The organism is Mesorhizobium sp. B2-9-1 (genome assembly GCF_006439455.1).
Classification (GTDB): Bacteria; Pseudomonadota; Alphaproteobacteria; order Rhizobiales; family Rhizobiaceae; genus Mesorhizobium.
Genome location: NZ_VFTP01000002.1, coordinates 194,542 through 218,096 on the forward strand (window position 1 = coordinate 194,542; position 23,555 = coordinate 218,096).

Sequence of the window (23,555 nt, forward strand, 5' to 3'; positions counted from 1 at the left end):
CATGACCATCCACTCGCTCGCGCTGACGCCGCTGATCTCGCTGATCGCCGGCGTGCTGATCCTGGTGATGCCTCGGCTCCTCAACTACATCGTCGCGCTTTACCTGATCGTTGTCGGCCTGCTCGGCCTTTTCCCCCACCTCGCGGGCTGAAATCCCGCGCCGGCCGCGGCGACATAGCGCGGCATTCGATTTCAACTTTCGTTTGAGGCAGTTGTCGCGGACTGTGCGGCAATAGCGCCATTGCTCTTGGTTCGGCTTTTCGCTATGTGCCTCGAAGGCATTTTCGAAGGGGTACTTCCATGGCTGATCACACGCCGACCGGTCCTGTCGAGCTGGGCGCGCAGATGGACTATGCCGAGCACGACCGTACCTACAAAGGCTTCCTAGGTCTTGCCAAATACGGCTCGCTGTTCTGTGCCGCCATCCTTATTGCAATGGCCTTCGGCTTCTTCGTCGGCGGCTTCTTCTCGGCGACCATCCTGTTCATCCTGATTGTGGCCGTCGGCACTCTCATTCTGCGGTAGACTTCCCAAGCCCATTGCCCTCGACGTCGCCGGACGTCCGGCCGACGCCTTGCGCAGTCAAGGTTCCAGCCGAAAGGATCATCCGGTGGGACAAATCGTATTCATCCCTCGCGAGATTGACCCGAACGAGCCGCGCGTCGCGGCCTCGCCGGAGACGGTCAAGCGCCTGGCGGGTCTCGGCTTCGACGTGATCGTCGAGAAGGGTGCCGGCCTCGGCTCCCGCATTCCCGACCAGGATTTCACTGCTGCCGGCGGCACGCTCGGAACGGCGGCCGACGCCAAAAAGGCCGATGTGGTGCTGAAAGTGCGCCGGCCGACGGACGCTGAGCTCAAGGGCTACAAGCCGGGCGCCGCCGTCATCGCCATCATGGATCCTTACGGCAACGATGCCGCTGTCGCCGCGATGGCCAAGGCCGGCATCACCGCTTTTTCGATGGAGTTCATGCCGCGCATCACCCGCGCGCAGTCGATGGACGTGCTTTCCTCGCAGGCCAACCTCGCCGGCTACCAGGCGGTGATCGACGCGGCCGCCGAATATGACCGCGCGCTGCCGATGATGATGACGGCGGCGGGCACAGTGCCGGCGGCGAAAGCCTTCGTCATGGGCGTCGGCGTCGCCGGCCTGCAGGCCATCGCCACCGCGCGTCGGCTGGGCGCCATCGTCACCGCTACAGACGTACGTCCAGCGGTGAAGGAGCAGGTGCAATCGCTCGGCGCCAAGTTCCTGGCGGTCGAGGACGAGGAGTTCAAGGCGGCCGAGACGGCCGGCGGCTACGCCAAGGAAATGTCGAAGGAATACCAAGCCAAGCAGGCGGCGCTGACGGCTGAGCACATCGCCAAGCAGGACATCGTCATCACCACCGCGCTGATCCCCGGCCGGCCGGCGCCGAAGCTCATCTCGGCCGCCATGGTTGCTTCGATGAAGCCCGGCTCGGTGATCGTCGACCTCGCGGTCGAGCGCGGCGGCAATGTCGAAGGTGCGGCGCCCGGCAAGGTCGTGACGACGGAAAACGGCGTCAAGATCGTCGGCCATCTCAACGTGCCCGGTCGTGTTGCTGCGTCCGCCTCGCTGCTCTACGCCAAGAACCTCTACGCCTTCCTCGAGACGATGGTCGACAAGGCGGCGAAACAGCTCGCCATCAAGCGCGACGACGAGTTGGTCAAGGCGACGATGCTGACCGATGGCGGCAAGGTCGTGCATCCTGCCTTCGCCAAGGCGGCCGAGGCGCCGCGCACCGAGCCGGCGGCCATTCCCGCGACGATCATGGTCGCTGACGCATCGCCAAAACCTGCCGCAAAGAAGGCCGCGACGAAGAAACCCGCCGCAGCCAAGTCGCCCTCGTCCAAGTCTGAAGGGACCGCCTGATGGAACAGCTGCAGAAAGCCCTCGACCAGCTCGATCAGGCGACCGCCGCCGTCCGCCTTGCGGTGCAGGATCTCGCCAACGCGCCGGCCGGCGAGGCTGCCGGCAACGCCGCGCATGCGCTGTCGGGCGGCGCCATCGATCCCTTCGTCTTCCGTTTCGCCATCTTCGTGTTGGCGATCTTCGTCGGCTATTATGTCGTCTGGTCGGTGACGCCGGCGCTGCACACGCCACTGATGGCCGTCACCAACGCCATCTCCTCGGTCATCGTCGTCGGCGCGCTGCTTGCCGTCGGCATCGCCGCTTCCGGCCTGGCCGCGGGCTTCGGCTTCGTCGCGCTGGTGCTGGTCTCGGTCAATATCTTCGGCGGCTTCCTCGTCACCCAGCGCATGCTCGCCATGTACAAGAAGAAGGAAAAGTGACGTGAACGCCAACTTCGCTTCCTTCCTCTATCTTGTCTCCGGCATCCTGTTCATCCTGGCGCTGCGCGGCCTGTCGCACCCGACCACCAGCCGCCAGGGCAATCTTTACGGCATGATCGGCATGGGCATCGCCATAGCCACAACGCTGGCGCTGGCGCTGCCTTCGGCCGGCCGCTTCGGCCTTATCGTGCTCGGTCTCGCCATTGGCGGCGGCATCGGCGCGGTTACCGCGCGCCGCATCGCCATGACCTCGATGCCGCAGCTGGTCGCCGCCTTCCACAGCCTCGTCGGCTTCGCCGCCGTCATGGTGGCGGCTGCTGCCATCTACGCGCCGGAAAGTTTTGGCATCGGCACGGCGGGCGACATCCACGCCCAAGCGCTTGTCGAGATGAGCCTGGGCGTCGCCATCGGCGCCATCACCTTCACCGGCTCGGTCATCGCCTTCCTGAAGCTCGACGGCCGCATGTCCGGAAAGCCGATCATGATCGGCGGCCGCCACCTGATCAACATCGCGCTCGGTATCGCGCTGGTGGTGCTGATCGTGCTGCTCGTCACCACCGAATCCAAGCTCGTCTTCTGGCTGATCGTCGCCGCCTCGCTGGTGCTCGGCGTGCTCTTGATCATCCCGATCGGCGGCGCCGACATGCCGGTCGTGGTGTCGATGCTGAATTCCTATTCCGGCTGGGCGGCGGCGGCTCTCGGCTTCACCCTCGGCAATCTGGCGCTGATCATCACCGGCGCGCTGGTGGGCTCGTCGGGCGCCATCCTGTCCTACATCATGTGCAAGGGCATGAACCGGAGCTTCATCTCCGTCATCCTCGGCGGCTTCGGCGGCGAGACCGCTCAAGCCGCCGACGACGGCATCGAGCGCACCGTCAAGCAGGGCTCGGCCGACGACGCCGCCTATCTGATGATGAACGCCCAGAAAGTCATCATCGTGCCCGGTTACGGCATGGCGGTCGCCCAGGCGCAGCACGCGCTGCGCGAGATGGCCGACAAGCTCAAGGCCGCCGGCGTCGAGGTCAAATACGCCATCCATCCGGTCGCCGGCCGCATGCCCGGCCACATGAACGTGCTTCTAGCCGAAGCCAACGTGCCCTATGACGAAGTGTTCGAGCTGGAGGACATCAACTCCGAATTCGCGCAGGCCGACGTCGCCTATGTCATCGGCGCCAACGACGTCACCAACCCGTCCGCGCGCGACGACAAGTCCTCGCCGATCTACGGCATGCCGATCCTCGACGTCGACAAGGCGCGCACCTGCCTGTTCGTCAAGCGCTCGCTCGGTTCCGGCTATGCCGGCATCGACAACACGCTGTTCTACAAGGACGGCACCATGATGCTCTTGGGCGACGCCAAGAAGATGACCGAGGAAATCGTCAAGGCGTTTGATCACTGAGCCTCATGGCAGGCATCAAAAAGAAAGGTCCGACAGCTGCCGGGCCTTTCTCTTTGAACCTGTAAAGGCGCGCTCAAATATCCAGATTGGCCACCGACAGCGCATTGTCCTGGATGAACTCGCGGCGTGGTTCCACCTCGTCGCCCATCAGCCGCGAGAACAGCGAATCCGCGTCGGTCGCGTCGTTGACCTTGACCTGCAGCAGCGAGCGCACATTCGGGTCCAGCGTGGTTTCCCAAAGCTGCTCGGCATTCATCTCGCCGAGGCCCTTGTAGCGCTGCATGGTGAGGCCCTTGCGACCTGAAGCGAACACTGCGTTGAGCAGCGCCAGCGGCCCCGAGAGGAGTTCCGAGGTCTCTTTCCGACGCAAGGCAGGCTGCTCGCCATAGACTTCCGCCAGGCGCGCTGCGTAGCGGTCGAGCTGGCGCGCATCGGCCGAATTGATCAGCCCGGCGTCGAGCTGGACCACATCCTTCACGCCGCGCACGGTGCGCTCGAACACATAGCCGCCCGAACCGTCATTGGAGGTCGACAGCCTGCCGGTCCAGCCGCGCTCGGTCTCCTCGGCGATCATGTCGAGCCGCCCGGCGACGCGCTCGGCCATTGCGTTGGCGCGGCCGAGATCGGCAAGCACGTCGGGATTGAGCGCGCCGGCGATCGCCGCCTGCTCGACGACGCTGCGGTTATAGCGCGTGTGCAGCCCGTTGATCAGCTGGCGCACCGAAAGCGCGTCGTCGACCGAGGCGCGCAGGTCCTGTCCTGTCCGTACCTCGCCGGAGGCCAGCACCAGCGAGGCCTCATCCAGTCCGGACCCGATCAGATATTCCTCATAGGCGCTTTCGTCCTTGAGATATTGCGAGCTCTTGCCCCGCGTCACTTTGTAGAGCGGCGGCTGGGCGATGTAGAGATGGCCGCGCTCGATCAGCTCCGGCATCTGCCGGAAGAAGAAGGTGAGCAACAGCGTGCGGATGTGGGCGCCGTCGACGTCGGCGTCCGTCATCAGGATGATCTTGTGGTAGCGCAGCTTGTCGGCGTTGAACTCGTCCTTGCCGATCGAGGTGCCGAGCGCGGTGATCAGCGTGCCGATCATGTCGGAAGAGAGCATGCGGTCGAAGCGCGCCCGTTCGACATTGAGGATCTTGCCGCGCAGCGGCAGGATCGCCTGGTTCTGGCGCGAGCGCCCGCCCTTGGCCGAGCCGCCGGCCGAGTCGCCCTCGACGATGAAGATTTCCGACTTCGCCGGATCGCGCTCCTGGCAGTCGGCGAGCTTGCCGGGCAGCGAGGTGACGCCGAGCGAGCTCTTGCGGGTGATGTCGCGCGCCTTGCGCGCGGCCTCGCGCGCGGCCGCCGCCTGGATCACCTTCTCGACCACCACCCTGCCTTCGCTCGGATGCTCTTCCAGCCAGGTGCCCAGCGCCTCGTTGACCAGGCTCTCCACCACCGGTCGGACCTCGGACGAAACCAGCTTGTCCTTGGTCTGCGAGGAGAATTTCGGATCCGGCACCTTGACCGAGAGCACCGCGGTCAGACCCTCGCGGCAGTCGTCGCCGGTCAGCGAGACTTTTTCCTTCTTGGTCTGGCCGGACGATTCGCCATAGCCGGTGATCTGCCTGGTCAGCGCCGCGCGGAAGCCCGCCAGGTGCGTGCCGCCGTCGCGTTGCGGGATGTTGTTGGTGAAGGCCAGCACGTTCTCGTGGTAGCTGTCGTTCCACCACATCGCGACTTCCACGGTGATGCCGTCGCGCTCGGCGCGGATGGCGATCGGCGTTTCGATCAGCGGCTTCTTGACCCGGTCGAGATATTTGACGAACTCTTCCAGGCCGCCGTCGTAATGCAGCTCGTGGCGCACCAGGTCGGCATGACGCGCGTCGGTGAGCACGATGCGCACGCCGGAATTGAGGAAGGCGAGCTCGCGCAGCCGGTGTTCCAGAGTGCCATAGTCGAATTCGACCATGGTGAAGGTCTCGGCCGACGGGAAGAAGGTGATCTCGCTGCCGCTGCGGCCCTCGTAGGTGCCGGGCTGTTTGTTCTGCTCATATGTGCCCGTCACCTTCAACGGCGCGTCGGCATTGCCATGCGTGAAGCTCATCTCGAAGATTTCGCCGTTGCGGCGGATCTTGAGCTTGAGCCATGCGGAAAGCGCGTTGACCACCGAGACGCCGACGCCGTGCAGACCGCCGGAAACCTTGTAGGAGTTCTGGTCGAATTTGCCGCCGGCATGCAGCTGCGTCATGATCACTTCGGCCGCCGAAACACCCTCGCTGGAGTGGATGTCGGTCGGAATGCCGCGGCCATTGTCGATCACGGTGACGGAACCGTCGGGGTTGAGCGTCACCGAGACGAGGTCGGCGTGACCCGCCAGCGCCTCGTCGATGGCGTTGTCCACCACCTCATAGACCATGTGATGCAGGCCCGAGCCGTCATCGGTGTCGCCGATATACATGCCTGGACGCTTGCGCACGGCATCCAACCCCTTCAAAACCTTGATGGAATCGGCGCCGTACTCGGCTTCCACGCCAATGGCGCTTTCGGTCTGGTCGCTCATGAATACCTGTCTGATTGATGTCGATGATCCGGCACGGGAAAGTCACCCCGAATCGCGCCGTTTTGATGTCCTAGATATAGGCGCAAACGGCTGGTTTTCCAAGGTTTGCGGCCATTTTGCCGGCTTGGCGAGAAGCCTTTCATTCACCCCGAGCCGACGGACCGGCAAGCTGGCTGAGCGCGAGCCGCATTCGGGTACGGTCGCGGACCTGCTCGGCCAGATGGACGCCCGCTTCGTCGGGCACTACATTCGGCTGTCAGCGGAGCATGCTACATGGACACCAAGCCCGCCCCTTTCGTGCCGCCGGCGCCGACGCCGCGCACAACGCCGCCTTCGACGCGGTAGATGATGCGCATCATCTACCGCAATCCGCTCGAATTGTGGGGCGAGCACACCTACAACGAGCCTTGGATTTCGGTCACCGGCGTCGGCGGGCCGCTGGTGGTCGCCAATGATCCGGGCCTCATCCGCCATGTGCTGGTCGACAACGCCAGGAACTACAAGATGGCGACCGTGCGCCAGCTGGTGCTGCGGCCGATCCTGCGCGACGGGCTGCTGACCGCAGAGGGCGAGGTCTGGAAGCGCTCGCGCAAGGCGATGGCGCCGGTGTTCACGCCGCGCCACATCTTCGGCTTCGCCGAGCCGATGCTGAGACACACGTTGGAGTTCGTCACCCGCTACGAGGCCGGCGGCACGACCGATGTCGCCCACGACATGACGCTGCTCACCTATGACATTCTGGCCGAGACGCTGTTCTCCGGCGAGATCGCCGGCGAGCCCGGCAGCTTCGCCAAGGAGATCGATCGCCTGTTCGAGACGATGGGCCGCGTCGATCCGCTCGACCTGCTGCGCGCGCCGGAATGGCTGCCGCGCTTCACCCGCATCCGCGGCCGCAAGACCATGGCCTATTTCCGCAACATCGTCGCCGGCACGGTGAGGATGCGCGAGGAGCGGATGAAGCGCGATCCCGATGGCGTGCCGCAGGATTTTCTCACGCTTCTGCTGCGCGCCGAGGGGCCGGACGGGCTGACCCGCGCCGAAGTCGAGGACAACATCATCACCTTCATCGGCGCCGGCCATGAGACGACCGCGCGGGCGCTGGGCTGGACGATCTATTGCCTCGCCGGGGCGCCCTGGGAACGCGACAAGGTCGAGCAGGAGATCGACGCCGTGCTGGCGCGCGAACCCGATCCGACCAAGTGGCTGGATGCCATGCCGCTCACCCGCGCCGCTTTCGAGGAGGCGCTCAGGCTCTATCCGCCTGCGCCCTCGATCAACCGCGAGCCGATCGAACCGGAGACCTGGAACGGCTTATACATTCCGAAATACGCCGCCGTGCTGGTGATGCCTTGGGTGGTGCACCGCCACCGCAAGCTGTGGGACAGGCCGGACGCCTTCCTGCCGGAGCGTTTCCATCCCGAAAACCGCGACAGGATCGACCGCTTCCAGTACCTGCCCTTCGGCGCCGGGCCGCGCGTCTGCATCGGCGCAAGCTTCGCCATGCAGGAGGCGATCATCGCCCTGGCGATCCTGTTGTCGCGCTTCCGCTTCGACGCGACATCGCAGACCCGGCCTTGGCCGGTGCAGAAACTCACCACGCAGCCGCAGGGCGGCCTGCCGATGCAGGTCTCTCGCCGCGCCTAGAGTTTCGCTATCGGTCGGCGATCGGCCGGCGCTGCTGGAACTGTCCGGCGGCGCGGAAGCGCCAGAGATAGCTGGGCAGGATGGTGGCGATCGCCTGCGGCTGGATGCCGAGGCCGGCAAGCGTCCTGGCGGCGCTGACGGCTTCGTCCGAGACGACATTGTGCTCGCGCAGCTGCAGCACCTGGTCCTTGGTCAGGAGCGGATTGGGCAGCAGCTGCAGGATCGACGCCTGGATGTTCGCCACCCACCACGGCACCGGCACCAGCAACCGCCGGCGGTCGATGACCGCGAGCAGCTCTTCCATGCATTCCTTGAAGGTCAGCACCTGCGGGCCGCCGAGCTCGTAGATCTCGCCGCCCTTGACCTTGCCGTCGACCGAGCGTGCGATCGCTTCGGCGACGTCGCCGACATAGACCGGCTGGTATTTCGTTTGCCCGCCGCCGATCAGCGGCAGCACGGGCGATAGGCGCGCCATGCCGGCGAAGCGGTTGAAGAAGCGGTCCTCCGGTCCGAAATTGATCGACGGCCGGAAGATGACGGCATCCTCAATCGTCTCGAACACCGCCTTTTCGCCCAGCGCCTTGGTGCGGGCGTAGTTGGACGGCGAATTGAGATCGGCGCCGAGCGCCGAGATCTGCGTGAGGCCTGCGCCGACCGAGCGTGCGGCCTCGGCGACGGCGCGCGCGCCGAAATCGTGCACGGCGCCGAATTTCTGGCGGCCGGTCTCATGCAGGATGGCGACCAGGTTGACGACATGGTCGGCGCCTTGCACGGCGCGGTCGACCGACCAGCGCACGCGCACATTGGCCTGAACGGGCTGAATCTGGCCGACATTGCCGAGCGGCTGCACATGGCCGGCAAGGTCGGGCCGCCGGCAGGCGACCCGGATGCGGTAGCCGCGCTTGGCGAGCGCCCGCACGACATGGCGACCGACGAAGCCCGAGCCGCCGAAGACGACGACGAGCTTGGGGGTCTGCAGGATTTCGGTCATGACTTGGCTCCGCGCGCAATGCTTGGCTGAAGCCGTTTCTTAATCCGTTTCTCGCCAAAGGCAAAGAGCGACCGGAGGTCGCCATCGCGTTGTTTTTGGACTTGCCCAGAACGCCCCTCCTGCCACGTTGACGAAGGCAGAAAACCCCGCCGAAGCGGGGTTTCCCGGGCAGTGTCCACGCCGAAGCAGGGTTCAACGAGGCGGCCTGACCTGAGACGGCATCAAGGTGGCGTGAAGCAAGCACGCCCGCCCCGGCCTGAACGCTCGGCGCGGCGCCGCCAGCCGCGTGCCTGACGAAGCCAATCGGCGGCTCGCGGCGTGGGGTGCCGGACATGGGTCGTGCAGCGTCTAAAAAAGGTTCAATCGCGCAGGGAAAATCAGGCCGAATAACGCTCGGCGAATTCCGAAATGCGCTGCACCACTGCCCTGGACGTGGTGATGCCGCGCGCCTTTGCCTTCTCGGCGGCTTCGGCGCGGGAGCGGCCGGGTATATGCACGCCATAGCGCCGCCGCAACCGGTCGAGCTGGTCCTTCATGCGCCGCTCGAAATCCGGGTCGAGCAGCTTTGGCTCGATGGCCAGAACGAAAAGGCCGGTGCCGGGGCTCTCCGCCCCATCGGTGAACCAGGGCGCGTCGAGCGACCAGTTGGCGCCGGAAATGCCCGCGGCCAGCACCTCGACCATTAAAGCGATGTTGGCGCCGCGCTGGCCGCCAAAGGCAAGCATGGCGCCCTTCATCGCCGCCGCCGGATCGGTGGTCGGGTTGCCGCTGGCATCCAGCGCCCAGCCTTCGGGGATTTTCTTGCCGTCCTCGGCCGCCTTGCGGATGTTGACGAAGGCAGTCGCGCTCGACGACTGATCGATGATCAGCGGCGGCCCGTCGGCGGCGGGCGACGCAAAGGACATCGGATTGGTACAATAGACCGGCTTGACCGAGCCTGAGCCGGCAAGCACCGCCGGTCCGTTGGTGGCGGCGAAGGAAACCAGCCCCTGTTCGGCCAGCCGTCCGGTGAAATAGCCGAGTGCGCCGCATGTGTAGGCGTTCTTCTGCGAGAAGATCGAGACGCCGAACAGTTTTGCCGCCTTGACCAGGTCGTCGATGGTGCGGTCGAAGCCGGTATGGGCAAGTCCGCCGCGCGCATCCGAAAGATAGACGGCGAGCGCCGGCCGCGTGATCGCCGGATCGGCGTTGCCGTCGATGCGGCCGGCTTCGAGCGCTTCCAGATAGTCGATGAAATGCGACAGCCCCACCGTCGACAGGCCTTCGGCTTCCGCGGCGATGATCGAGGCGGTGAGCGACTGCGCCGCCTCCTCATTGGCACCGGCGCCGAGCGCCGCCATCCGGCATAGGCCTGTAGCCTGGGCGAGGGTGAGTTGCATCGTGGCCGTCCTAAGTGAGTAGGGGAATAAGGGAGTAGGGGAGTAGGGGAAAATTATGGAGCGAGTAGCGACTGGGGGTGGAAATGTGAATGCGGATCGTGGCTGAACACTCCCCTACTCCCCTACTCCCCTACTATCCGATCTTGACCGGAATCCGTGCCTCGATCCGACTGAAGACGAAGACCAGGATACCGGTGATCGTCATATAGATCAGCGCCAGCAGCAGCAAAGGCTCGTAGGTCAGATAGGTGTCCTGGCGCACCTTGGAGGAGACGGCGAAGATGTCGATGACGCTGATCGTCGCCACCAGCGGGGTCGATTTCAACTGCAGCACGGTCTCGCCGGTCAGCGTCGGCAGCGCACGATAGAAGGCCTGCGGCAACCATATGCGCCGGAAGATTTTCCAGCGGCTCATGCCGAACGCGCGGGCTGCCTCCAACTGTCCGCGCGGCACACCGGCGAATGCGCCGCGCATCACTTCACCCTCGTAGCCGGCGAATGAGAAGGTCAGCGCCACCACGCCATACGGCCAGGCCTGCCTGAGATACGGCCAAAGCCACGATTCGCGGATCCATGGATATTGCGGAAAGATCGAGCCGAGGCCGTAATAGAGCAGCCAGAGCTGCAGGAGCAGCGGCGTTCCCCGGATGATGGTGCAGAAGACCTTCGCCGGCGCCGAGAACCAGATCGGTCCGCCTGCCTGGGCGAGCCCGAGCGGCACGGCCAGCGCAAAGCCCAGCGCGCAGGTGACGGCGAGGATCCAAAGCGCCCGCCAGATGCCCATCAGGCCCATTTCCCAATATTGCGGCAGCCAGTCCCAGCGCATGAAGACGGCGGCGCAGAGAACCAGCGCCAGCCCGATCAGGATCAGCACGATGCGGTGCGGCTTGAGCCAGATCGAGGCGCGCGCCGCCATGTGGATCGCGGAGGCTTCGGCGGACATCAGCGCGCCTCTCTGACGGAGGGCATGCCGCGCCGCGACCAGGCCTCGACGCGGCCGATGATCAGGTTGGAGAACAGCGAGAGCGCGAGATAGAGCGCGCCGGCCGCAAGATAGAAAAGAAGGTAGGCCTTGGTCACGCCGGCCGCCTGGCGCGTCGCCAGCGTCAGTTCGAAGAAGCCGACGACAGCAAGCAGCGCTGTGTCCTTGGTGGCGATGAGCCACAGGTTCGCCAGGCCGGGGATGGCGAAGGGCAGCATGGCCGGCACAGTGATGCGTCGCAGCATCAGGCCCGGCGACATGCCGTAGGCGCGGGCGGCCTCGATCTGGCCTTGCGGGATGGCGAGGATGGCGCCGCGGATGACTTCGGTCGAATAGGCGCCCTGGACGAAACCCAGCACGAAAATGCCGGCCGCGAGTCCGCTGATGTCGACACGGCTGTAGCCGATCGCCGTCAGCACTTGGTTGATGAGGTCGGTGCCGGCGTAATAAAGCAGCAGGATCAGCACCAGTTCCGGCACGGCGCGCACGACCGTCGTGTAGACCGCGAGCAGATCGCGCGTCACCGGGCCGCCATAGAGCTTGCCGAACGCGCCGGCGGTGCCGATCATGAGGCCGAGGCAGGTCGCGCCTATGGCGATCTCGACCGAATGCAGCAGACCGACCAGCAACGTGCCGCCCCAGCCGGGCGCCACGGGCGACAGGAGTTCCATGATGCCGGCCGCGGAGGCCGGAAGAAAGGCGTCGATCAGCTTCGCCCCCGGATTGCTGGCGAGCCGCCGACGGTCAGGTCAGCGGCGGGCATGCGTGGCAAGATCGGGCATGGCGCGGACGCCATGCCCTCACTCATATGCGAGAGGGCTCAGTTCGACTGCGTGGCGCCGCCATAGATGTCGAAGTCGAAATATTTTTTCGAGATCTCGTCGTACTTGCCGTTGGCGCGGATCGCCTTGATGCCGGCGTTGAACTTTTCCTTGAGCGCGGTGTCTTCCTTGCGGATACCGGCGCCGACACCTGGGCCAAGCACTTCGTCGTCGGGCGCCACCATGCCCTTCAGGTCGCAGCAGGCCTTGCCCTGGTCCGACTTCAGGAATTCGCCGAGCGCGATCGAGTCGGCCTGCACCGCGTCGATGCGACCGGCGGCCAGATCCTGGTTGGCTTCATCCTGGGTCTGGTATTCCTTGATTTCCTGCGCGCCGGTGAAATGCTTCTTGGCGTACACGGCATGCACGGTCGAGACCTGGACGCCGATCACCTTGCCCTTGAGATCGTCCGGCGTGGCGCCGAACTTCTGGTCCTTCGGCCCGATGATCGCGGTCGGGGTGTTGTAGTACTTGTCCGAGAAGTCGATCGTCTTCTTGCGCTCGTCGGTGATCGACATGGAAGAGACGATGGCGTCGATCTTCTTGGTCGTCAGCGCCGGGATGATGCCGTCCCAGGCCACCGGCGTGATCACGCAGTCGAGTTTCTCTTCGGCGCAGACGGCGTCGACGAAGTCGATCTCCCAGCCCACCCATTTGCCGCTGGCGTCGGGCGAGGTGAAGGGCGGGTAGGGTTCGGCGGCGACGCCGATCTTGACCTGCTCGGCCTTGGCCACTCCGCCCATCGCCGCGACGCCGAGAAGCAGCGCGGCGGCAAATGTCTTGAGAACAGTCTTCATGTCAGGACTCCCAGTTTGTTGTTGTTCCCGGTTTTTCGCTCCGCTTGATGCCGGCACCTAGCCGACATTGCGGAGGAATTGCTTGAGCCTTTCGGATTTGGGCGCGCCGAACAGCTGTTCCGGCGGACCTTCTTCCTCGACCAGCCCGTTGTAGAGATAGACGACATGCGTCGCGACCTCGCGGGCGAACTTCATTTCATGCGTCACCAGCACCATGGTGCGTCCCTCGCGCGCCAGATCGCCGATGACCTTCAGCACCTCGCCGACCAGCTCGGGATCGAGCGCGGAAGTCGGTTCGTCGAACAGCATGACGCGCGGATTGATCGCCAGCGCGCGGGCGATCGCGGCTCGCTGCTGCTGGCCGCCGGACAGGAAAGCCGGATAGACGTCGCGCTTTTCCGCCAGCCCGACGCGGGCGAGCAGCTTCTCGGCCTGGGCGATCGCTTCGCTGCGCTTGACGCCAAGCACATGCACCGGAACCTCGATGACATTCTCGATCAGCGTCATGTGGCTCCACAGGTTGAAATTCTGGAAAACCATGCCGAGCCTCGAGCGAATGCGCTCGATCTGCCTGCGGTCGGCCGGAACGGTGTGGCCGTGGCTGTCGGCCTTGAGCTTGATCTCCTCGCCATTGACCCGGATGATGCCGCTCGTGGGATTCTCCAGGCAGTTGATGCAGCGTAAGAGCGTCGACTTGCCGGAACCGGAGCCGCCGATGATGGCGACCACCTCGCCGTCGCGCGCCGACAGCGAAACCCCCTTCAGCACGTGCAGCTGGCCGAACTTCTTGTGCAGGTTTTCGACATGGATGGCTTCGGCGGCGCCGTTCTGCGCCTCACCGGATTGGACTACGGCAACTCCTGCAGCGCTCACCGGGTGGCCTCTATCTGGCCGACGGCAGTTCGTCGAACGTCTATCCGGCTAATCAACATACGCTGCACTGACCCGCTCCAGGCTTCAGCATGGACCCGACAGCGCGAGCCCGTCAATCCCGCTCATTACGGCACTTGCGGCCTTGTTGCGCAAGTGTATAAATAGCCCTTCATGAAATTTTCACGGTTTTTTTCATCTTAAAAGGGCATCGATGAGCGCTTTCGGATCACAGTCCATGGCGGCGCCGCTGCGGCGCGTGCTGATGCGGTCGGCGGCCAACGCCATGCGTGATGCCGACAGGGCGGCCTGGCACTATGGCCCGGGATTCAACCCGGCGAAGGCCGCTTCGCAGCATTCGCTCCTTGCCGAGCTGGTGGCGGCTTCCGGCGCCGAGATCGAATGGATCGAGGACACGGCCGACGGCCTTTCGGATTCGGTGTTCACGCATGACCCGTCGCTGATGACCGACCGCGGCGCCCTGATCCTGTCCATGGGCAAGCCACTGCGCGCCCGGGAGCCCTCGCTGCATGAGGAAACTTATAAGAGGCTGGGCATTCCGGTCCTCGGTCGTGTCGAGGCGCCTGGTCAGGTCGAAGGCGGTGACTGCGTATGGGTGGATGCCCGCACGCTGGCGATCGGGCGCGGTGTGCGCTCCAACCAGGAAGGCATCCAGCAGGTTTCCAACCTGCTGACGCCGCTGGGCATTTCCGTCTACGGCTTCGATTTGCCGCTGTGGCAGGGCGAAGAGGCGTGCCTGCATCTGATGTCGGTGATCAGCCCGCTGGCCGACGACCTGGCCCTGGTCTATTCGCCGCTTCTGCCGGCCACGTTCTATCAGATGCTGAAGGCGCGCGGCATCCGGCTGGTCGAAGGCGACGCCGAAGAGTTCGCCGCTTCCAACGGCCTCAGCCTGAACGTGCTGCCGACCAGCCCGCACAAGGTCATCGCCGTTGCTGGTTTTCCCAAGACCAAGGCCGCGATGGAAGCCGCCGGCTGCACGGTCGAGACATTCGAGGCGGATGCGCTCTGCATCGCCTGCGAAGGCGGGCCGACATGCCTGACGCGGCCGATCCTGCGCCAATGAATGCGCGCCGCAAGTTCCGCCGCGAGGGCGAGGAGCGGCGGCGGCAGGATCTGATCGATGCGACCCTGGACAGCGTGGCGGAATATGGCCTTCAGGGCGCCACCTTGCGCACCATCGCCTTGCGCGCCGGCGTCACCGCCGGGCTGATCCGGCACTATTTCCCCGGCAAGGAAGAATTGCTGCAGGAAGCCTATGCGGCGCTGGTCGGCCGCATGACCGAGCAGGCGAAAGCGGCATTGGTCATGGAAGACGCCTCGCCTCGCCAACGCCTCGCGGCTTTCGTCACCGCCAACCTCAACGCGCCGATCGTCGACCGGCGGGTGTTTTCGCTCTGGGCAACCTTCCTTGGCCGCGCCAATGCGGATCCGGCGCTCGCCCGTGCCCATCGCGAAGGCTACCTCGGCTTTCGCGACGAGGTGGAAGCGGTCGTTGCCGAAGTGCTTGCCGCCGAGCAGCGCAAGCCGGACGCAGGCGAGCTGCGCCGTCATGCCATCGCGATCAACGCGATCATCGACGGGCTCTGGATCGAAGGCTGCCTGGCGGCAGAGATGTTCTCGCCTGGCGAATTGGCGGCGATAGGCGTCAACGCCATAGAGGCCGAGCTCGGCTTGACGCCACAAAAGGGAGGAAACCAATGACCACCATCGGCGAGGCGCTGATCAAATTGCTCGAAGCGCATGGCGTCGACACCGTTTTCGGTATTCCGGGTGTGCATACGGTCGAGCTCTATCGCGGCCTGGCGCGCTCGAAGATCCGTCATGTCACGCCGCGCCACGAGCAGGGCGCCGGCTTCATGGCCGACGGTTATGCGCGCGCCGGCGGCCGTCCCGGCGTCGCCTTCGTCATCACCGGGCCGGGCCTCACCAACACCATCACAGCCATGGGACAGGCGCGCGCCGATTCGGTGCCGATGCTGGTCATCTCCGGTGTCAACGCCACCGATACGCTGGGAAAAGGGCTGGGCTTCCTGCATGAGCTGCCCGACCAGCGCGGCATGATGGAGAAGGTGGCGCTGTTTTCCGAGCGCATCACCGAGGCCGAGCAATTGCCTGGCGCGCTCGCCCGCGCCTTCGCCGTCTTCTCCTCCTCACGCCCGGGTCCAGTCCATATCGAGATCCCCACCGACGTCATGGTCAAGCCCGCCGATGGTGTTGCGGCCGTCCTTAGCAATACCGCGCCACCCGCTCCGGAGTTGGCGGCGATGGCCGAGGCGGCAAGGCTTTGCAGGGCAGCACGCCGTCCACTGATCGTTTCGGGCGGCGGCGCCAAGAAGGCCGATGCGGCGCTGCGGCGTCTGGCCGAGATGCTCGGCGCCCCCGTGGTCGAGACCGCCAATGCGCGGGGCCTGCTGCACGGCCATCCGCTATGCGTGCCGGCGAGCCCCAGCCTCAAGGCCGTGCGTGCGTTGATGGCGGACGCCGATCTGGTGATTGCCGCCGGCACCGAATTCGGCCCGACCGATTATGACGGTTATGGCGACGGCGGCTTCGTGCTGCCGAAGAACCTGATCCGCATCGATATCGGCGCCGACCAGATCGCGCGCCGGCCGGTGACGGTCGGCATCCAGGCGGATTGCTCGGAAGCGATCGACGCCCTGCTCGCGGCGATCGGGCCTGGCCATGCCGCGGCAAGCGAAGGCGGGGCTCGTGCGGCCGCCACACGCGCGGCAGCACTGTCCGAATTGAAGCCTGATTATCTGGCGCAGGTGCGCGCCGTGGAGGCGATCCGCGACGCGCTGCCGGGCGCCATCATCGTCGGCGATTCGACCCAGCCGATCTATGCCGCCAACCTCTATTACGACCACGACCGTCCCGGCGGCTGGTTCAACGCCGCGACCGGCTTCGGCGCGTTGGGCTACGGCCCGCCGGCGGCGATCGGCGCAGCACTTGCGGTGCCGGAGGCGCCGGTGGTGTGCCTCACCGGCGATGGCGGCTTCCAGTTCACCTTGCCGGAGATCGGCGCCGCGCTTGACGCCCAAGCGCCGGTGATCTTCGTCGTCTGGAACAATCGCGGCTATCGCGAGATCGAAACTTCGATGCTCGATGTCGGCGTCGAGCCGGTCGGCGTGTCGCCGGCGCCGCCCGATTTCTGCAAGCTCGCCGAGGCCTACGGCATCGAGGCCGAGCGGCTGGCCGGGGCCGGCGGCCTTGCCGTGGCGCTGAAGCGCGCGCGGGCGGCCGGCAAGCCGCGCGTCATCGAAATCGCCGTCGACTGAAAGACCGGCACGTCTGCCGGCTGGCCCTTCCGGCGCCGGCAAACCGATGCCGGCCGCCACGGTCCGACGCATGCAAAGACGCTGCGCCTGCCATGTCGATATTTCAATTGAGTGACAACGCGAAAGGCGCGACGTTCCAGTCTGGGGCGGTACAACCAAAAGAAATAATCATAAGAAAATGACAGGAGCGGTCGAAGTATGACGGAAACGCTGAACGGCAGGCATGTCGTGGTGACGGGCGGCACTGGGGCACTCGGCGGCGCGGTTGTCGGCAGATTGCTGGAGCAGGGCGCGATCTGCCACGTGCCCAATGCCCACGCGGCGGCCCCGCCGCATTTTCCTTACGCGGCCCATGCCAGCGTGCATCTGGCGCATAATGTCGACCTATCGGATTCGGCCAAGGTCGAAGCTTTCTACCACCAGGTGCCCGAGCTCTGGGCCTCGATCCACCTTGCCGGCGGCTTCACCATGGCGCCGGTCGAAAAGATCGAGTCGGCCTCCTTCGCCGAGATGATGGACACCAACGCCCGTACGGCTTTCCTGTGCAGCCGCGCCGCGGTGCGCTCGATGCTGGAGTCCAATACGGCCGGCCGCATCGTCAATGTCGCCGCGCGCGCCGGTCTCGATCCGAGGCGCGGCTCCGGCATGGTCGCCTATGCCGCAAGCAAGGCGGCGGTCGCGGCGATGACTGTGGCCATGGCGGAGGAGTTGAAGGGCAAGGGCATCCTAGTCAACGCCGTGGCGCCCTCGACGCTCGACACGCCCGCCAACCGCGCCGACATGCCCGACGCCGATTTCGCCAAATGGGTCAGCCTGGAGGCCGCGGCGGAAGCGATCGCCTATCTCGCCTCGCCCGCCAACCTGGCGATGAGCGGCACGCTGGTGCCGCTCTACGGCCGCGCCTGAGGGGCGACCGCGGGGCGGCTCATCTACAGACGAGCTTGCCTATCTGCGGCTTGAACTTGCGCGGGCCCGGAATCTGTTCGGCGCTCGCGTCGTCGACGATAAATACATCGAGGGTGCGGCCGCCGCCCACCGGTAGTGGTCGTTTCCGATATGCTCGATCACGTCGATGGGGCCATGATTTTCCAGCCTGCGGGCAACATCGCCACTGTCGGTGATGGCGTCGATCTCGGCCTTGCGCTGCCGGTAGGGCGGCAATGCCGCCGCCGTCACCACTGTGCCGGCCAGCAGGAATGCTGCGACAAAACCGACTCGGGCCATAGGGGCTCCGAACCGTCTGGCTTCCTATAGCGGCCTTTCTCGACATTGGCGGGCATGACGACCGCCAACGCCTCTACTGCATTAGAAGAACCTGCGACTATGTCAGATTCGAGACGCCCGCCTCCACGACCTCGACCGCGTCGCCGATTGAGATTGTGCCCGTGTTGTTCGGTATCGCGTTCTGACCGAAGATGATGCCGCCCTTGGCGGAGCGGTGGAGTTTGCCAAGCGTCTGCAGCGGCTCGCGCGGGTCCGGCTGCTCGCCGCTGTGCGGGTCGCGGGTGGTGATGACACAGCGCGCGCAGGGCTTGGCGATGCGCAACTCGACCGAGCCTATGCGGATCGTCCTCCAGCTGTCTTCGGGCCATGCGCCTTCTGCGTCGATGACAATGTTGGGGCGAAACCGCGCCATCCCGATCGGCCTGGCTAAATGGCTGTTCAGATGGTCCAGCGACCCCGTCGTGGCGACCAGCAGCGGAAAACCGTCCGCAAAGCCGACATAATCTCCAGGCTCGCCGAATTCAGGGTCGACCGGCCGGTTTTGCGGATCGTCGAAATAGACGAGATCGACGGGCCGGCCAAGAATCGTGGCGAGATAAGCGCCAGCGGCTGGATCACACGACCGCGCGGCAACCATATCCTTCCAGATCTTGATCTGACGGAGTGCAGCACCTGGGCCTGGAACCTCGACGGCATGCGAACCATGCCTGTCATGTTTCAACAGTATGCCCGTATCGCGATGCTCGACGTCAATCGTTGTCATTGCCGGTATCTGGCGAATGGTGAGGAACTGTACGTCCTTGTCGACGATCATCCAGCGGCGGTCGCCTTCCAAGCCCATGGTCTCGATGTCAGCGCTCGGCACGGCATGGCCGCGCAGGCTCTTGACCGGATAACGATGGAGTTCGACGACCTTCATGCGCATGACCCTATTGCCCGGAGTGTGGAGTTGAAGGGATTGCACGGTCCCTGTCTTGTACCAGTGCCGCGAAATGAAAAACCCGCGAGCCTTGCGGCCCGCGGGTTCATTGTTCAAGCCGCGCGCGTGGCGCGGCTGCAGCTTACGCGGTGCGCGAAGCGGCTTAGTTGCCCTGCTTCTTCAGCGCGGCGCCCAGAATGTCGCCCAGCGAAGCGCCGGAGTCGGTCGAGCCGTACTGAGCGACCGCTTCCTTCTCCTCGGCGATTTCCAGCGCCTTGATCGAGACCTGCAGCTTGCGGGTCTTCTTGTCGAAGGCGATGACACGGGCATCGACCTTCTGGCCGACGGTGAAGCGCTCGGGGCGCTGCTCATCGCGGTCGCGCGAAAGGTCCGAACGCTTGATGAAGGTCTCGATGCCGCTGTCGACCAGCCGCACGTCCAGACCGCCATCCTTCACGCCGATGACCTCGCAGGTGACGACGGCGTTCTTGCGCAGCTCGCCGCTGCTGGCCGCTTCGCCGACCGTGTCGCGGGCCAGCTGCTTGATGCCGAGCGAGATGCGCTCCTTCTCGATGTCGACGTCGAGCACCTGCGCCTTGACCATGTCGCCGCGATTGTACTCTTCGATGACCTGCTCGCCCGGACGGGTCCAGTCGAGGTCGGAGAGATGCACCATGCCGTCCACGTCGCCTTCCAGGCCGATGAACAGGCCGAACTCGGTCTTGTTCTTGACCTCGCCCTCGACCTGGCTGCCGACCGGATGGCTCGAGGCGAAAGCCTGCCACGGGTTTTCCAGCGTCTGCTTGAGGCCGAGCGAGATGCGGCGCTTGGCCGGATCGACCTCGAGCACCACCACGTCGACTTCCTGCGTCGTCGACAGGATCTTGCCGGGGTGCACATTCTTCTTCGTCCACGACATTTCCGAAACGTGGATGAGGCCCTCGATGCCCGGCTCCAACTCGACGAACGCGCCGTAGTCGGTGATGTTGGTGACGGTGCCCTTGATCTTCTTGCCGATCGGGAACTTGGTGCCGATATCCGACCACGGATCCGACTCGAGCTGCTTCATGCCGAGCGAGATGCGGTGGGTTTCCTGGTTGATGCGGATGATCTGCACCTTGACCGTCTGGCCGATGTTGAGGATTTCGGTCGGATGGTTGACGCGGCGCCAGGCCATGTCGGTGACATGCAGCAAGCCGTCGATGCCGCCGAGGTCGACGAACGCACCGTAGTCGGTGATGTTCTTGACCACGCCTTCGACCACCTGGCCTTCCTCGAGGTTCTGCACGATTTCCGAGCGCTGTTCGGCGCGGCTCTCCTCGAGCACGGTGCGGCGCGACACCACGATGTTGCCGCGGCGGCGATCCATCTTGAGGATCTCGAAGGGCTGCGGGTTGTGCATCAGCGGGGTAACGTCGCGGATCGGGCGGATATCGACCTGGCTGCGCGGCAGGAACGCCACGGCGCCGTCGAGGTCGACGGTGAAGCCGCCCTTGACCTGGTTGAAGATGACGCCTTCGACGCGCTCACCCTTGGTGAACTTCTCTTCGAGACGCACCCAGCTCTCCTCGCGGCGAGCCTTCTCGCGCGACAGCATGGCTTCGCCAAGCGCGTTTTCGATGCGCTCGACATAGACCTCGACGGTGTCGCCGACCTTGAGGGAGGATTCCTTGCCCTTGGCGCCGAATTCCTTCAGCGGCACTCGGCCTTCGACCTTGAGGCCGACATCGATGATGGCCATGTCCTTTTCGATCGCGGTGATCGTGCCCCGGACAACCTGGCCCTCGCCGGAATGGCCGGCGGTGAATGATTCTTCGAGCATGCTCGCGAAATCGTCGCGAGACGGATTAGCTACTGACATTGTTTCTCCTGGAATACCCCGGTCTTCAAGCGGGGCGGGCGCCGTGGGTTAGCGTTGCGTGAGCCTGCCGGCGTTCCGGGCTGAAAGCCCTTGGCCGCTGTTCAGGCGGCAAGTCCGGCGCATGAAGAATGCTGGCAGGCTGGTTCGTGCCCGATATGGGTATTTTCGCCGCCAACGGCAATCGAAAAACCTGATCAGGCCTTGTTTCTTTCGGCAAGGACGTCGTCAACGATCGCCATCGCCGCCAGAAACGCGGCTTCTATAGCCATTTCGCTGGTATCAAGCAAGTGCGCGTCTGCCGCCGGCTTCAGCGGCGAGTCGGCGCGGCCCATGTCGCGCTCGTCGCGACGCTCGATATCGGCAAGGATGGTGGCGAGATCGGCGCTGCCGCCCATGCTCTCGATCTCGGCCAGCCGGCGTCTGGCGCGCACTTCGGCGCTTGCCGTGACATAGAGCTTGATGTCGGCATCGGGGCACACCACGGTGCCGATGTCGCGGCCGTCGAGCACAGCACCCGGCGGCGCCTTGGCGAAGGCCCGCTGCTTCTCCACCAGGATACGCCGTACGGTCGGAATGACCGCGACCTTCGATGCGGCCTCGCCCACCGCATGCGCGGCCAGCACGGTGCGGTCAAGGTTGGAGAGGTCCACCTGCCGAGCAGCGGTTTCGGCCGCCGAGACATTGTCGAGCGGCAGGCCGAGCTCGAGCAGCTTGTGGGCCACCGCGCGATAGGTGAGGCCGGTATCGAGCAGGTTCAGCCGGTAGTGGTCGGCGAGCCGGCGGGCGAGCGTGCCTTTGCCCGCGCCTGCCGGGCCGTCGATGGCGATGGTGAAGGTGTGGGTCATGGGCGGGCCAACCGAAGACGCGGGCGCCGCGATCCTTCGCGCCCCCCTCTGTCCTGCCGGACAGTCCGGCAGAACAGAGGGGGGCGCTGTCCCGCCAGCGTTTCAGTTTGGCCCAATCTCATCGACCTCACCCAATCTCCGCGCCCAACCCCTTCATCAGCCCCATGAATTCCGGAAAGCTCGTCGCGATCATGTTGGCGTCGTCGATGGTCACCGGCTTCTCCGTTGCCAGCCCCATCACCAGAAAACTCATGGCGATGCGGTGGTCGAGATGCGTCTTCACCGCCGTATCGGGGCCGTTGGGATGAGCGCCCAGTCCCTTGCCGCCCGGTCTGCCGCGCACGGCGAGCGAGGCCTCGCCCTCGGTGCAGTCGACGCCGTTGAGCTCCAGGCCCCTGGCCACCGCCGCCAGACGGTCGGATTCCTTGACCCGAAGTTCCTCCAGCCCCTGCATCAGCGTCTCGCCCTCGGCGAAGCTCGCGGCGACGGCCAGCACCGGATACTCGTCGATCATCGACGGCGCGCGCTCGGGCGGCACCGCCACGCCTTTCAGCTCCGACGAGCGCACGCGCAAGTCCGCCACGTCCTCGCCGCCGGCATTGCGCGGATTGAGGATATCGATCTTGCCGCCCATTTCCTGCAATGTCAGCAGCAGTCCGGTGCGGGTCGGGTTCATCAGCACGTTCTCGATGACGATGTCCGAACCCGGCACGATGAGCGCCGCAACCAGCGGGAAGCCGGCCGAGGACGGATCGCCCGGCACGGCGATCGTCTGTCCGGTGAGCTTGCCCTGGCCTTCGATGAAGATGTGCCGCACGCCGCGCTCATCCGTCTCGACGCTCAGGTTGGCACCGAAACCCTTCAGCATCTTTTCGGTATGGTCGCGCGTCATCACGGGTTCGATCACCGTGGTGATGCCGGGAGTGTTCAAGCCGGCAAGCAGCACCGCCGACTTCACCTGGGCGGATGCCATCGGTACGCGATAGGTGATGGGCGCTGCATGCTTCGGGCCGCGCAGCGTGATCGGCATGCGGTCGCCGGGAGCGGCCTTCAGCACCTGCACGCCCATCTGGCGCAGCGGGTCGAGCACGCGGCCCATCGGCCGGCCCGAAAGCGAGGCGTCGCCGATGAAGGTCGTCTCCATGTCATAGGTGCCGACGAGCCCCATGGTGAGGCGCGAGCCGGTGCCGGCATTGCCGAAGTCGAGCGGGCCTTCAGGCTGCAGCAACGCGCCGTTGCCGGTGCCGCGGATCACCCATTCGCCGCCGTTCTTTTCGATATGCGCGCCCATCGCCTTCATGGCGGCGCCCGTGCGCATCACGTCCTCGCCTTCGAGCAGGCCGGTGATGCGGGTTTCGCCGGAGGCAAGGCCGCCGAACATGAACGAGCGGTGCGAGATCGATTTGTCGCCCGGCACGCGCGCGGTGCCGGCAAGGGCAGGGGATTTGCGGGCCGTGGCCGGCTTAGCGGCGGCGGAGTGAGACATCCTTGTCTTCCAAATGAAATGCCGGCTGGCCGGCTCGGTTCGTCATGCTGCGGCGGTCTCGTATCACGGTGCGTTGCAATGGTCATCCCCTTGTGCGAGGCCTTCGAATACGAGCATTTTACAATGCCGGCTTTTGGCTTTGACAGCGCTCAAAACTGCGGTTATGGGGACCACTCTTTT

Annotated in this window: 21 protein-coding genes and 1 pseudogene; 10 read left to right on the forward strand and 12 right to left on the reverse strand. The window is 65.2% G+C overall.

From position 1 onward, the window contains the following. Position 1 precedes the first annotated feature (1 nt). The 5 genes from FJW05_RS05130 to FJW05_RS05150 all read left to right on the forward strand — a co-directional run bounded on the left by FJW05_RS05130 (position 2) and on the right by FJW05_RS05150 (position 3,709). A complete protein-coding gene (locus tag FJW05_RS05130; RefSeq protein WP_023729728.1) occupies positions 2-151 on the forward strand; it encodes a DUF3096 domain-containing protein in 150 nt (49 codons plus the stop codon). 149 nt (positions 152-300) lie between these two features. Continuing rightward, positions 301-525: an aa3-type cytochrome c oxidase subunit IV gene (locus tag FJW05_RS05135; protein ID WP_140628751.1), complete on the forward strand. Its 225-nt coding sequence runs from the start codon at positions 301-303 to the stop codon at positions 523-525. Between the two features lie 85 nt (positions 526-610). Beyond that, positions 611-1,891, forward strand: coding sequence for a Re/Si-specific NAD(P)(+) transhydrogenase subunit alpha (locus tag FJW05_RS05140; RefSeq protein ID WP_140628754.1), 1,281 nt, complete (start codon positions 611-613; stop codon positions 1,889-1,891). Further along, on the forward strand, positions 1,891-2,310 hold the full coding sequence (locus FJW05_RS05145) for an NAD(P) transhydrogenase subunit alpha (RefSeq protein WP_140545871.1): 420 nt from the start codon (positions 1,891-1,893) through the stop codon (positions 2,308-2,310). The genes FJW05_RS05140 and FJW05_RS05145 overlap by 1 nt, the downstream gene beginning before the upstream one ends. Position 2,311: 1 nt before the next feature. Further along, complete coding sequence (locus tag FJW05_RS05150) at positions 2,312-3,709, forward strand: NAD(P)(+) transhydrogenase (Re/Si-specific) subunit beta (protein ID WP_140628757.1); 1,398 nt, start codon at positions 2,312-2,314, stop codon at positions 3,707-3,709. Positions 3,710-3,782: 73 nt separating this feature from the next. Here the strand turns inward: FJW05_RS05150 and gyrB are convergent, their stop codons facing one another. Then, positions 3,783-6,254, reverse strand: coding sequence for a DNA topoisomerase (ATP-hydrolyzing) subunit B (gyrB, locus tag FJW05_RS05155; RefSeq protein WP_140628760.1), 2,472 nt, complete (start codon positions 6,252-6,254; stop codon positions 3,783-3,785). A 273-nt stretch (positions 6,255-6,527) separates the two neighbouring features. On the opposite strand from gyrB, the pseudogene FJW05_RS05160 reads away from it, so the two are divergent. After that, positions 6,528-7,898: pseudogene (locus FJW05_RS05160) on the forward strand (cytochrome P450). A gap of 7 nt (positions 7,899-7,905) precedes the next feature. Here FJW05_RS05160 and FJW05_RS05165 read toward each other — a convergent pair. The 6 genes from FJW05_RS05165 to FJW05_RS05190 form a co-directional block, all read right to left on the reverse strand. Continuing rightward, positions 7,906-8,889 carry a complex I NDUFA9 subunit family protein gene (locus tag FJW05_RS05165; protein ID WP_140628763.1) on the reverse strand — a complete coding sequence of 328 codons (984 nt, stop codon included), beginning with the start codon at positions 8,887-8,889 and terminating at the stop codon, positions 7,906-7,908. Positions 8,890-9,266: 377 nt separating this feature from the next. Further along, entirely contained in the window at positions 9,267-10,268 is a 1,002-nt protein-coding gene (locus tag FJW05_RS05170) for an Ldh family oxidoreductase (protein WP_140628766.1), read from the reverse strand. 133 nt (positions 10,269-10,401) lie between these two features. Beyond that, positions 10,402-11,211 carry an ABC transporter permease gene (locus FJW05_RS05175; RefSeq protein WP_140546718.1) on the reverse strand — a complete coding sequence of 270 codons (810 nt, stop codon included), beginning with the start codon at positions 11,209-11,211 and terminating at the stop codon, positions 10,402-10,404. Further along, positions 11,211-11,921, reverse strand: a complete 711-nt coding sequence (locus FJW05_RS05180; RefSeq protein WP_181164852.1) for an ABC transporter permease subunit — start codon at positions 11,919-11,921, stop codon at positions 11,211-11,213. Before FJW05_RS05180 ends, FJW05_RS05175 begins: the two co-directional genes overlap by 1 nt. A 149-nt stretch (positions 11,922-12,070) precedes the next feature. Further along, a complete protein-coding gene (locus tag FJW05_RS05185; protein WP_140546720.1) occupies positions 12,071-12,868 on the reverse strand; it encodes a transporter substrate-binding domain-containing protein in 798 nt (265 codons plus the stop codon). A 57-nt stretch (positions 12,869-12,925) separates the two neighbouring features. After that, complete coding sequence (locus tag FJW05_RS05190; RefSeq protein WP_140546721.1) at positions 12,926-13,741, reverse strand: ABC transporter ATP-binding protein; 816 nt, start codon at positions 13,739-13,741, stop codon at positions 12,926-12,928. Between the two features lie 211 nt (positions 13,742-13,952). Here FJW05_RS05190 and FJW05_RS05195 point away from each other — a divergent pair, with 211 nt between their 5' ends. The 4 genes from FJW05_RS05195 to FJW05_RS05210 all read left to right on the forward strand — a co-directional run bounded on the left by FJW05_RS05195 (position 13,953) and on the right by FJW05_RS05210 (position 17,946). Further along, the gene (locus FJW05_RS05195) at positions 13,953-14,825 is read left to right on the forward strand and encodes a dimethylarginine dimethylaminohydrolase family protein (protein WP_140628772.1); all 873 of its coding nucleotides are present in this window, start codon (positions 13,953-13,955) and stop codon (positions 14,823-14,825) included. Next, positions 14,795-15,463: a TetR family transcriptional regulator C-terminal domain-containing protein gene (locus tag FJW05_RS05200; RefSeq protein WP_140628775.1), complete on the forward strand. Its 669-nt coding sequence runs from the start codon at positions 14,795-14,797 to the stop codon at positions 15,461-15,463. The genes FJW05_RS05195 and FJW05_RS05200 overlap by 31 nt, the downstream gene beginning before the upstream one ends. Next, positions 15,460-17,040: a 5-guanidino-2-oxopentanoate decarboxylase gene (locus FJW05_RS05205; RefSeq protein WP_140628778.1), complete on the forward strand. Its 1,581-nt coding sequence runs from the start codon at positions 15,460-15,462 to the stop codon at positions 17,038-17,040. The genes FJW05_RS05200 and FJW05_RS05205 overlap by 4 nt, the downstream gene beginning before the upstream one ends. Before the next feature lie 198 nt (positions 17,041-17,238). After that, on the forward strand, positions 17,239-17,946 hold the full coding sequence (locus tag FJW05_RS05210) for an SDR family NAD(P)-dependent oxidoreductase (protein WP_140628781.1): 708 nt from the start codon (positions 17,239-17,241) through the stop codon (positions 17,944-17,946). Between the two features lie 39 nt (positions 17,947-17,985). Here the strand turns inward: FJW05_RS05210 and FJW05_RS05215 are convergent, their stop codons facing one another. The 5 genes from FJW05_RS05215 to aroA all read right to left on the reverse strand — a co-directional run bounded on the left by FJW05_RS05215 (position 17,986) and on the right by aroA (position 23,375). Beyond that, complete coding sequence (locus FJW05_RS05215; RefSeq protein WP_140628785.1) at positions 17,986-18,264, reverse strand: hypothetical protein; 279 nt, start codon at positions 18,262-18,264, stop codon at positions 17,986-17,988. A gap of 97 nt (positions 18,265-18,361) precedes the next feature. Continuing rightward, complete coding sequence (locus tag FJW05_RS05220) at positions 18,362-19,189, reverse strand: MOSC N-terminal beta barrel domain-containing protein (protein ID WP_140628789.1); 828 nt, start codon at positions 19,187-19,189, stop codon at positions 18,362-18,364. Between the two features lie 157 nt (positions 19,190-19,346). Continuing rightward, entirely contained in the window at positions 19,347-21,044 is a 1,698-nt protein-coding gene (gene rpsA / locus FJW05_RS05225) for a 30S ribosomal protein S1 (RefSeq protein ID WP_095769359.1), read from the reverse strand. A 194-nt stretch (positions 21,045-21,238) separates the two neighbouring features. Beyond that, positions 21,239-21,889: a (d)CMP kinase gene (gene cmk / locus FJW05_RS05230; RefSeq protein WP_140628793.1), complete on the reverse strand. Its 651-nt coding sequence runs from the start codon at positions 21,887-21,889 to the stop codon at positions 21,239-21,241. Between the two features lie 127 nt (positions 21,890-22,016). Then, positions 22,017-23,375, reverse strand: a complete 1,359-nt coding sequence (gene aroA, locus FJW05_RS05235; protein WP_140628796.1) for a 3-phosphoshikimate 1-carboxyvinyltransferase — start codon at positions 23,373-23,375, stop codon at positions 22,017-22,019. Positions 23,376-23,555: the final 180 nt, after the last annotated feature.

Bases quoted from the DNA above. Each gene is read 5' to 3' on its own strand.
- FJW05_RS05220 (WP_140628789.1), bottom strand. From the start codon at position 19,189: ATGCGCATGAAGGTCGTCGAACTCCATCGTTATCCGGTCAAGAGCCTG.
- aroA (WP_140628796.1), bottom strand. From the start codon at position 23,375: ATGTCTCACTCCGCCGCCGCTAAGCCGGCCACGGCCCGCAAATCCCCT.
- FJW05_RS05185 (WP_140546720.1), bottom strand. From the start codon at position 12,868: ATGAAGACTGTTCTCAAGACATTTGCCGCCGCGCTGCTTCTCGGCGTC.
- FJW05_RS05180 (WP_181164852.1), bottom strand. From the start codon at position 11,921: ATGGAACTCCTGTCGCCCGTGGCGCCCGGCTGGGGCGGCACGTTGCTG.
- FJW05_RS05210 (WP_140628781.1), top strand. From the start codon at position 17,239: ATGACGGAAACGCTGAACGGCAGGCATGTCGTGGTGACGGGCGGCACT.
- FJW05_RS05145 (WP_140545871.1), top strand. From the start codon at position 1,891: ATGGAACAGCTGCAGAAAGCCCTCGACCAGCTCGATCAGGCGACCGCC.
- FJW05_RS05170 (WP_140628766.1), bottom strand. From the start codon at position 10,268: ATGCAACTCACCCTCGCCCAGGCTACAGGCCTATGCCGGATGGCGGCG.
- rpsA (WP_095769359.1), bottom strand. From the start codon at position 21,044: ATGTCAGTAGCTAATCCGTCTCGCGACGATTTCGCGAGCATGCTCGAA.
- FJW05_RS05130 (WP_023729728.1), top strand. From the start codon at position 2: ATGACCATCCACTCGCTCGCGCTGACGCCGCTGATCTCGCTGATCGCC.
- cmk (WP_140628793.1), bottom strand. From the start codon at position 21,889: ATGACCCACACCTTCACCATCGCCATCGACGGCCCGGCAGGCGCGGGC.
- FJW05_RS05175 (WP_140546718.1), bottom strand. From the start codon at position 11,211: ATGTCCGCCGAAGCCTCCGCGATCCACATGGCGGCGCGCGCCTCGATC.
- FJW05_RS05165 (WP_140628763.1), bottom strand. From the start codon at position 8,889: ATGACCGAAATCCTGCAGACCCCCAAGCTCGTCGTCGTCTTCGGCGGC.
- FJW05_RS05215 (WP_140628785.1), bottom strand. From the start codon at position 18,264: ATGGCCCGAGTCGGTTTTGTCGCAGCATTCCTGCTGGCCGGCACAGTG.
- FJW05_RS05135 (WP_140628751.1), top strand. From the start codon at position 301: ATGGCTGATCACACGCCGACCGGTCCTGTCGAGCTGGGCGCGCAGATG.
- gyrB (WP_140628760.1), bottom strand. From the start codon at position 6,254: ATGAGCGACCAGACCGAAAGCGCCATTGGCGTGGAAGCCGAGTACGGC.
- FJW05_RS05200 (WP_140628775.1), top strand. From the start codon at position 14,795: ATGCCTGACGCGGCCGATCCTGCGCCAATGAATGCGCGCCGCAAGTTC.
- FJW05_RS05195 (WP_140628772.1), top strand. From the start codon at position 13,953: ATGAGCGCTTTCGGATCACAGTCCATGGCGGCGCCGCTGCGGCGCGTG.
- FJW05_RS05205 (WP_140628778.1), top strand. From the start codon at position 15,460: ATGACCACCATCGGCGAGGCGCTGATCAAATTGCTCGAAGCGCATGGC.